Consider the following 8,762-nt stretch of genomic DNA (forward strand, 5'->3'; position numbering starts at 1 on the left):
TCGCCTACGCCACCGCCGTGGCGACCACCCAGCTCAACACCCGCGCCCGCCGCTGGATCTGGGGCCGTCCAGCTCCCCATCCTCGTCAACGCCGACGCCGTTTTACCTACCTGCTTTGAGGAACGTCGCACTAGACGACCTTAGGCGGCCCGGCGCTCGGGTCGCCGTCACCAAGGGTGGAAGTAGCCCTATGTGATGCGGTAAGTCCGACTTGTGTTCTAACTTGCTCCGCAGCACGGCCCCCCGGACGGCGCGATCCGGCCGGACCTCCCTGGCGGCCGTGGACGCGATCAGGGGCCCTGATTACCTATCTTGCTGCGTCGACACCAGTGAGGACTGGAGCAGGTGGAGGGCGAGCATGGAGACTTCGGCGTGCTCGCGGTCGGCGGCGGTGATGGCCCCTTCGCGCCCGTAGAAGATCTTGTCGTTGGCGCCGTTCCGGTTCTCCACGACCTGCAGACCGCCTTGCTGTCCGACTCCGTAAGGCGGTCTTATCGGCCGGGCTGCACACAGCGCGAGACGAACACGCACATAACAGGCGAAGAAGATCATAGCTTCATTAACCCCGCCGCTCAACTCTTCAAGATCATCCCAATGTGGGTTTTGGGCTTATGTGGGCTGACCCCCCAGACCCTCGCGGACCTGGAAGCCACCGCCACCACCTTCCGCCGCACCGTGAACCTCATCGGCTGACCAGGAGTTCTACCAGCCATCCCGCGCCCACCCGCATCAGAACGGCCAGTCACGATAAGAGGTGCCCGCCGGGCTCCTTAACGTGACTGGCCGTTCGGTTGCTGCTCAAGCCCCGGCACCCCGTCACGTGATCACAGGACACACTTCATGTCGCCGGGCAAAACACCGACTTGAGAGCGTCCGTGATGCGCCGCGGTGCGGCGACGCGCTCAGCATCGTCCATGGCCACCGTCACGGACACGGCGAACTGCAGGCGGCCGTCCGAGGAGGTGACGGTCGCGGCGAAGTAGCCCGGCGCGCTGCCCCCGCTCGCCGGGGCGAACTCAGGGTTGCCCGCGCACGGGCCGCCCGGGGGCAGCGGCGGCAGGCCGGGCGGCGGGTCGGTGAGCAGTTTGTTCAAAGACTCCGGCAGGAGCTTGCCCTGGCGCAGGGCACGCTGGAAGGCGCTGATGTCGCGCGCGGTGGAGATCACGCCGCCGGCGCCGAGCATGGTGGTGGCGTTGATCTTGTCGACGTCGCGCAGCGTGCCCGTCTTCTTGTCCGGGGCGTAGCCGTGCCCGTGCGGGCCCTTGATGCCCTCCGGCGCTTTTGCGGGCAGGTAGGTGTCGCGCATTCCGAGCGGGACGAAGAGCCTTCGGTCGAGTTCGGCCGCCAGTGACCTTCCGGACAGTTTCTCGATGATCATGCCGAGCAGGATGTAGTTGGTATTGGAGTAGTTGAAGGTCCCGATCTCCACGGGCCGGGGCTTCTTGCGCGAGGCCGCCAGCAGGTCGGTCGGGCGGTAGGTACGCGTGGGGTCCAGGGGATCGACGTCTGGACCGAAGTACTCGGGGATGCCCGAGGTCAGCTCGATCAGGTTGCCTACCGTGATCTCGTCGGCCCGCTCCACCAGGTCCTTTTCCACTACCTTCGGCAGAACCGCACTGAGTTTGTCGTCCAGGCTCAGCTTGCCCTCCTTGACCAGTTGCAGCACCACGGTGGCGGTCATGCCCTTGGTCTGCGAGCCGATCCGGTAGCGGGCATTCGATGGGATCGCGCCGCCCTTGCCGTGGAGCAGGCGGGACCCGGCCGATCCCTTCCCGACCCGCTTGCCATCCATGTACACCTCGCCGATGGCGCCCACCACGTGACCCGTCTTCACCAAGCCTTCCATCGCCTTCTGCACGTCCCCGACCTTGACGGGGTCGGCAGCTGCCGAGGCGGTTGCGGGCGAGGCCATGCTCAGAGCCAACGCCGCGCACGCCACTGAGGCGACGTGAGCCGCTGTTGCTCGACGCGAAACCATGAAGTCTCCCTCTGTGGAAGTCCGAAACTCGGATGTCGAGCCACAGTTCTAGGGCAGGGCGTGTGTTCTCGATGTAAAACCTGAAGATGCCTTCCCGCACGCCTCGGTCGAACGCGTCCTGATCTCAGCGCGCTCGTCGCAGCGGATCCCGCCCGGCGAAACGTCGCGCTGGCCCTGGGCGAAACCGATCCGGCGGTGCTGGACGGCATCCTGGCCGACCTGCGCGAGCGTGAGGGATTGAGCGACACGGCGATTGCGGGCTTGCCTCCGTGGGAGCTGGACGCGCTGGATGACCGCTATCACTGGCTGGACGACACCTGAGCGGAAGGTGGGGCTCGATCAGTCGATGATCTTTCGGGGCGCGCTCAGTCGCCAGGGCCGTCGAGTCGCTCGCCCGGCTCGGGGACGGCAACGGGGAACAGCTCCAGCTGCTCGTCGACGGGCTCCTGCGTGGTCAGCTTCAGGCATCGGCGGCAGGTGACCGCACCACGGTCCGGGTGCGCCGCGCCTGGATCCCAGCCGCTCACCCCGACCATGCACGCCGGGCCCGGCATCCACTCCCCGCCCAGCCAGCGCGTCATCACCACCGCGTGCACGATGCCTGAGGAGCGCACCCGAAGGTTGGAGCCGTCGGCGTAGGCGGCCCGCGCCGCGGCGGCGATCGTGGCCAGCGCCTCATACAGGCCCGGCGCGCTCTCCGCGCTCATCGGCCCGCTTCACCGAGGGCGGGAGCCGGCGACTCCTCGGTGCCCTCGCCTGCGGCCTGCAGCCCGTCCTCACCCATGGGGCCAACCTAAGCGCTCTGCGGCTCCATCATCACGGCGTCGGCCGGCTGCCTCGCGCGCACGCGCGTAAGACCCCTCTCGAAACTCTCAAAACCCCTCCCGGTAGGGGCGGGCCGGGGTGGGGCCAAGGTGGTTAGAGCCGTCCGTCGCGCAGTAGCGCTTCGATGCCGAGTTCCAGGTCGCTCTTGGCCAGCACGGTCTCGATCGTCTGCTTGGCGAGCTCGTCGGTCAGGGAGAGGATCGCGGTGGTCTCGGTCTGCATCTGCTCCACCAGGGCGGCGTAGCGCTCGACGTCGCGGCGCTGCTCGGCGCTCAGGTCCATCGCGGCCCAGCGCCGTCCCTGCTCGGCGAACAGCTCGTTGTCCTCGGCCGTCTGGGTGAAGACCTGCTTGACCCGGGCGACGGTGGCGTCATCGAGGACGTAGGGCTTAGAGCGCCCCTTCTCCAGGGTGGCCAGCTGCTCGCGCGCCATGGCCACGCCCTCCTGGACGTGGTCGGTCAGCATGGCCAGCATGCTGATCGGCTGCCAGGTCGGTTCCTGCTGCGGTGTTGCCATGGTGCGCGCCCTTCGTGGGGAGTTGTCGAAGATCGGAGCAGCGTAACGACGGCGCACCCGCGCACGCAGGACAACGGCCATGAAGGACGCGCACCGGGGTCACAGGCCGATTCCTCGCATGGGGTTGTCGCGCCATTTGTCGGCGGTGCGGATGTAGCCGTGCACGACCGGGGACTTCTCCGACCAGCGGCCGTGGCGGGCGATCGCCGAGACCGGCGCCCCGTGCTTGGCGGCGCTAGTGGCGCCCCCGGCGCGCAGTGAATGCGCGGTGTAGGTCTCAGCGTTGGCCAGGCCGGCTCGCTCGGCGGCGCGGCGCACGATGAGGTTCAGGCCGTGGCCGCTCATCCGCTCGGCGCTCTTGCCCGAGGCTCCGGGGCGGGCGGTGGTGATGCGGCCGTGGCGGTCGACGCCGCGCAGCAGCGGCCCGGCGGCGACGCCCTGGGCGGCCAGCGCCGCGACCCAGGCCTGCACGACGCGCACCGGGCAGGTCTCGGGATGCGAGCCATACGGCAGGGGGACGACCTCGCCGCGGGCGTCCTGGTCGGTCTTGGACTGGCGGATGGTGACCTCCAGGCCGTCGACGGTCAGCGCCAGGTCTTCGAGGTCGAGGGCGGCCAGCTCTGAGCGGCGGCCCATCAGGGCGAAGCCGAGCACCAGGGCGGTGCGGTCGCGCAGGCCGGTCAGGGTGGCGGGGTCGCAGCCGTCGATCATCGCCCGCAGGACGGTGAGCTCGGCTGGCGGCGCCTTGCGGGTGCGCGTCCCGGTCTTGGCGCGTTCCTTGCGGTAGGCGCGCAGGGCCAGGCGGCCGCCCTCGGCATTCACGGTCAGCCCGGCCTTCTTGTGCCGGGACTGCACGCACGCCAGCGCCCGCTCGATCGTGGAGGGCGCCGGCAGGGTGCCGTGGGCGGTCGGGGTGGCGGCCAGGTGGGTGACGTACTCGGCGAGCGTCTCGGCTGAGGCGGGCAGCGGCGTGCGGCCGGTCGTGGCGCACCAGGTGGTGAAGGTCTCCCAGTCGCGGGCGTAGGCGCGGTTGGTGTTGTCGGCCATGCCGCCGGCGACCCGGGCGCGGGCCGCGTCGCTCATCTCCCGGTCGGCCGTGGTCGCCGCGGCGACGTCGGCCCGGCCCGTCGGGTGCGCCGGGAGCGCGGGGTCCGGTTCCGGCCGTGCTAACTCGGTCATCCGAAAGAGCCTTTCGGTGCGGGCGAAATGCCCGTTTCCGGGTTGCGATAAGGCATGTTATCGCAACCCAGGAATTTGACGCGGGCCGACATGCGTCCACCGGCGCTGACACGACCCGACGACCGGCCAAATCACCCCGGTTCGCGCGTGTGCGCGTAAGGATGTCGCAGATGTCGCGGAACCCCAGGCCGCATCGTGCGCTCCCGGCGCCTCGCACCCAGTGCCAAGGCGTCGACAGGGGGAGGGGAGACGGTCGCCACGACGTCGACCTGGGGGTGGTGCGAGCTGTGCAGCCCGCCAGGCTTTACAACGTAGATTGATTTCTCCCGGAGGGAGTCCGTCCGGCTCTGGCTGATCACTGACCGACGTTCGCCGCGACGCGATCTACAGACACATCCCGCTGGGCCGGGATGCGACAGGTGAAGCACCCGCCGTCGGGTTCCAGCTCGGTTCCGCACACGCCGCACGTCGGCCCCGGCATCCACCACCTCTTCCTGGCGGGCATCGTGCACGGTTCATGAGATAATCACTTCTACGGAGTCCCTCTCGGCCTCGGGTGCAGCAGCCCCGGCGAGAGGGTTTTTTTATGCCCGCAGCCGCAGTGACACATCATCCTGCGGCAGGCACGCCCTCCCACCCCGACCAAGGAGTGTTCGATGAAACTCGGTCTGACCTGCCCCCGCTTTACCTGGCCCGGCGGCGACGCCGCCATCGCCGGGCGGTTCGCGGCCGTCGCCCGCGGCGCCGACGGGGCAGGCCTGCACAGCCTGTGGGTGATGGACCATTTCTTCCAGATCCCCAACTTCGGCTCCGTGGAAGATCCGATGCTGGAGGCGTACGGCGCGCTGTCCTATGCCGCCGCCCTCACCAGCCGGATCACGCTGGGCACCCTCGTGACCGGCGCCGTTTACCGCGAGCCCGGACTGTTGGTGAAGCAGGTCAGCACCCTGGACGCGCTCTCCGGCGGCCGCGCCGTCCTCGGCATCGGCGCCGGCTGGTACGAGCGGGAGGCCCGCGGCCTCGGCCTCCGATTTCCCTCCCTGGCAGAGCGGTTCGAGCGGCTGGAGGAGACCCTCCAGATCGCCAAACAGATGTGGAGCGACGAGAACAAGCCGTACGAGGGCAGGCACTACAGGCTGGAGCGTACGCTCAACGCGCCGCAGGCGCGCCCGCCGATCCTGATCGGCGGCAGCGGGGAGAACAAGACCCTCCGTCTCGTCGCCGAGTACGCCGACGCGTGCAACTTCCTTCACGGCGCCGATGTCCGCCACAAGCTCAGCGTGCTGCGCGCCCACTGCGAACGGCTGGGGCGGCCCTACGAGGAGATCGAGAAGACCCTCCATATGCGCATCCCCGATAGCCAGAGCGTCGAGGAGAGCGTCCAGCGCTGCGGTGATCTGGCTGCCTTGGGCATCGATCACGTCATCGTCGCCGTACCCGACGCCGCCGCCGACTCCTGGCTGGCACACCTGGCCGAACTCGCCACGCGGATGTCGGCCATCACCCCAGCTGGGCGCTGAGCACGCGCCTCAACCGTTGACGTGCACTTATGTCGTCTGAGCGGCACGCCTTACAGGGGATCCCGGCATCCTGGCCGATGGCCACAACGATCTGGGTGATCCCCGAGTCGGTGAGCCGCCCGCGCCGCCGGAGTGGCTTTGTTCGTGAGTCTCGGCACTAGATGTTCGTGAGTTCGGGCGCCACCCCCATCTCGCCGAGGCACATGTTCGCGAGTGTCGGCACCAGCTGGTGCAGCGCCATCGCCCCTGACTATCCCCACCGACTCCACATCGGGTCTATGTTGACGGAGAGTTACATCGCTCGGCGGCACGCCTACGCACGGTCGGCGGCAGAATAGTGCGCCGCGCGCACCCTCGGCACTGGTGTGCGTCGTGCCAAGCAGTGGCATAGCTGGCAGCCGCTCGACCCACACTGGGATGCACTGTCAACGTTGAGGACCGGCCGCACAAGCTCTGACTGCGTGTGCGCCGACTGGTGTGGGCCGGGCATCAGCAGGGTATGTGGACAGTTTCAGGCCAACTCAGCGACGGGGGAGGAACGTCATGCCCGGGAAACTGGACGGCAAGGTCGCCCTCATCACGGGCGGCGGCACCGGCATCGGCCTGGCCACCGCCAGAGAGTTCGCCCGGGAGGGCGCCCAAGTCTACATCACCGGCCGCCGCAAGCCTGAACTGGACGCTGCGGCGGCGTCCATCGGCCCCAGCGTCACCGCCATCCAGGGAGACGTCACCAAGCCCAAGGACCTCGACCGGATCTACGAGCAGATCGGCCAGGAACAGGGACACGTCGACATCGTCTTCGCCAATGCCGCCACCCTTGACCGGGTCCCGTTCGGCTCGATCACCGAGGAGCACGTCGACCGCGCCTTCGACACCAACGTCAAGGGCACGCTGTTCACCGCGCAGAAGGCCCTGCCGCTGATGCCCGACGGCGGCACGATCATCTTGACCGGCTCCGTTGTCTCCATCAAGGGCTACCCCTGCCAGGGCGTCTACTCGGCCACCAAGGCGGCGGTGCGGTCGTTCGCCCGCACCTGGACGACGGACCTGTATGACCAGGGCCGCGACATCCGGGTGAACGTGGTCAGCCCGGGCCCGGTCGGCACGGCGATGCTCGCCGGCCACCCCGAGGGGACGGAGATGCTCCCCGGCCAACCTGAGGGGATGGAGGTGTTGGCCTCGCGTGTCAGCATGAAACGCCTGGGCCGCCCCGAAGAAATAGCCAAGACCGTCACGTTCCTCGCTTCCGACGACGCCAGCTTCATCACTGGCGCCGAATTCTTCGTCGATGGCGGGAACGCTCAGGTCTAGGGTCTGTCCCTTCGATCATGAAAGCTGGACCCGGCCGGAGGCGTCTGCTCCCAAGGATTCATGTCATTCCGCTCACCGCTTCGACGGATTGCCTCAACCGCGGCAGTCCTGATGGCCGCTGTCAGCACGCCTGCTCAAGCGGCTAACTGCACGGTAAACGTGTACGAGATAAACACCGCTAAGGGTGGAACGCACGTCTACGTGAGTTCCTCGGGATACCAAAGGGTGTATCACGACCCCAAAGCTCACGGAGTTAAGGTGACGGGACCCAACAGTCATGTGCTCAAGCCGAACGAGGTCAACGGCCGCCGGGCTGTCTACCTGCGCGGCGGGGGCCTCGGCTGGATGTACTCCCCACTCCTGGAGTATCTCAGCTGTAGCTAGGCATCCCTAGCAGCGTAAACATGGACGGTGCGGCAGAACTCCTGTCGCACCGCTTTTCGTTACGAAGGATTTCCTGGGGGTTGATGCTGGCAGGAGTCGTTGATCAAGCCCCGGGTGGGAGTCAGAACTCGTCGTCGTCGAGCTGGCGGCGCAGCTGCTCGCGTTCGTCGTCGGTGATGCCGGTCAGCCATTCCCAGCGGGTCACCCGACGCACCTTTCCCCAGGCCAGGTCGTGGGCGAGCACGATGCGTGAGGCCCGCCCCATCTCGTGTTCGGCGACGACGTAGGAATTGGTCGCCTCCCACGCCACGTCGCTCCAGGAGGCGTTCTCGGCGATGTCGACGGCCGCGCGGTAGGCCGGGGCGCCGTGCTCACGGGGCCGGTCTCCCATCGGCTCCCAGCACGAGGCGCAGCGCACGAACGCCACCTCCTGGGCCATCGCCGGGTCGGTGTCGGCCACGGCCGCCTGCACGCCCGCGGTGGGGTCGGCGGTGTTGACGAGCGCGATGACGACCGGGCCAGTGAAGACCACGTGCATGAACGAACTGCGACAGCCCGGGCACACCGCGCCGCGCGCTCCGGCCGGTCGGCGTTCGCCGAGCGCGATCTCCTCGGCGCGGCGCTGCCGCTCGGCTTCTTGCGCGGCCAGGTGGGCATTCCAGACCTCGATCGCCGCGACGGGCAGCAGGGCAGCGGCGTTGCGCTCAGGGCCACGTCGGCGCAGCAGCACCGGCTCGCCCGCCCCGGCCCGCTCGACGAGCTCGGCCAGCCGCGCCCGCGCCTCCCGGATCCCGATCTCCTCGACCTCGCCCGACCGCTCAGGCTCGGGCTGGTCGCTGATGTCCGCCTTGTGCACGCCTGGCATTGTGTCGGCCCACACGCGGCCCAGGCGACGAAACACGAGCAACCGGCCGCGAGCTGGAGTTGCCCCGGTTTGGTGGACACCTGATCTCTGAGGAACCCTGGTTCCCGGAAGAAGGAGTTCACTGTGCCGAACAACTATCCGCCGGAGTTTCGCCGGCAGATGGTGGAGCTGGTGCGCGCGGGAC

The 8,762-nt window shown here is 68.4% G+C and carries 10 protein-coding genes; 4 read left to right on the plus strand and 6 right to left on the minus strand.

Annotation, left to right across the window (positions count from 1 at the left end):
* Positions 1 to 303: 303 nt before the first annotated feature.
* Both ACSDR0_RS48085 and ACSDR0_RS48090 read right to left on the minus strand, forming a co-directional pair.
* Positions 304 to 552, minus strand: coding sequence for a Tn3 family transposase (locus ACSDR0_RS48085; protein WP_435295691.1), 249 nt, complete (start codon positions 550 to 552; stop codon positions 304 to 306).
* A 286-nt stretch (positions 553 to 838) separates the two neighbouring features.
* Positions 839 to 1,912, minus strand: coding sequence for a serine hydrolase domain-containing protein (locus tag ACSDR0_RS48090; protein ID WP_435295692.1), 1,074 nt, complete (start codon positions 1,910 to 1,912; stop codon positions 839 to 841).
* 261 nt (positions 1,913 to 2,173) lie between these two features.
* Here ACSDR0_RS48090 and ACSDR0_RS48095 point away from each other — a divergent pair, with 261 nt between their 5' ends.
* Positions 2,174 to 2,299, plus strand: coding sequence for a hypothetical protein (locus tag ACSDR0_RS48095; RefSeq protein ID WP_435295693.1), 126 nt, complete (start codon positions 2,174 to 2,176; stop codon positions 2,297 to 2,299).
* A gap of 44 nt (positions 2,300 to 2,343) precedes the next feature.
* Here ACSDR0_RS48095 and ACSDR0_RS48100 read toward each other — a convergent pair whose 3' ends face one another.
* The 3 genes from ACSDR0_RS48100 to ACSDR0_RS48110 all read right to left on the minus strand — a co-directional run bounded on the left by ACSDR0_RS48100 (position 2,344) and on the right by ACSDR0_RS48110 (position 4,498).
* Positions 2,344 to 2,685 (minus strand): hypothetical protein, encoded by a 342-nt coding sequence (locus ACSDR0_RS48100; protein WP_435295694.1) that lies wholly within the window; start codon positions 2,683 to 2,685, stop codon positions 2,344 to 2,346.
* A 211-nt stretch (positions 2,686 to 2,896) separates the two neighbouring features.
* Positions 2,897 to 3,319: a hypothetical protein gene (locus ACSDR0_RS48105; RefSeq protein WP_435295695.1), complete on the minus strand. Its 423-nt coding sequence runs from the start codon at positions 3,317 to 3,319 to the stop codon at positions 2,897 to 2,899.
* A 99-nt stretch (positions 3,320 to 3,418) separates the two neighbouring features.
* A complete protein-coding gene (locus tag ACSDR0_RS48110) occupies positions 3,419 to 4,498 on the minus strand; it encodes a site-specific integrase (protein WP_435295696.1) in 1,080 nt (359 codons plus the stop codon).
* Between the two features lie 656 nt (positions 4,499 to 5,154).
* Between ACSDR0_RS48110 and ACSDR0_RS48115 the strand changes: the two genes are divergently transcribed.
* The 3 genes from ACSDR0_RS48115 (at position 5,155) to ACSDR0_RS48125 (ending at position 7,713) form a co-directional block, all read left to right on the plus strand.
* The gene (locus ACSDR0_RS48115) at positions 5,155 to 6,018 is read left to right on the plus strand and encodes an LLM class F420-dependent oxidoreductase (protein ID WP_435295697.1); all 864 of its coding nucleotides are present in this window, start codon (positions 5,155 to 5,157) and stop codon (positions 6,016 to 6,018) included.
* Positions 6,019 to 6,561: 543 nt separating this feature from the next.
* Complete coding sequence (locus ACSDR0_RS48120; RefSeq protein WP_435295698.1) at positions 6,562 to 7,329, plus strand: SDR family NAD(P)-dependent oxidoreductase; 768 nt, start codon at positions 6,562 to 6,564, stop codon at positions 7,327 to 7,329.
* A gap of 258 nt (positions 7,330 to 7,587) precedes the next feature.
* Positions 7,588 to 7,713 (plus strand): hypothetical protein, encoded by a 126-nt coding sequence (locus ACSDR0_RS48125; protein WP_435295699.1) that lies wholly within the window; start codon positions 7,588 to 7,590, stop codon positions 7,711 to 7,713.
* A gap of 121 nt (positions 7,714 to 7,834) precedes the next feature.
* Here ACSDR0_RS48125 and ACSDR0_RS48130 read toward each other — a convergent pair whose 3' ends face one another.
* Entirely contained in the window at positions 7,835 to 8,569 is a 735-nt protein-coding gene (locus tag ACSDR0_RS48130; protein ID WP_435295700.1) for a type II toxin-antitoxin system Phd/YefM family antitoxin, read from the minus strand.
* Positions 8,570 to 8,762 lie beyond the last annotated feature (193 nt).

This window comes from Streptosporangium sp. G11, from assembly GCF_051192615.1.
GTDB lineage: Bacteria > Actinomycetota > Actinomycetes > Streptosporangiales > Streptosporangiaceae > Streptosporangium.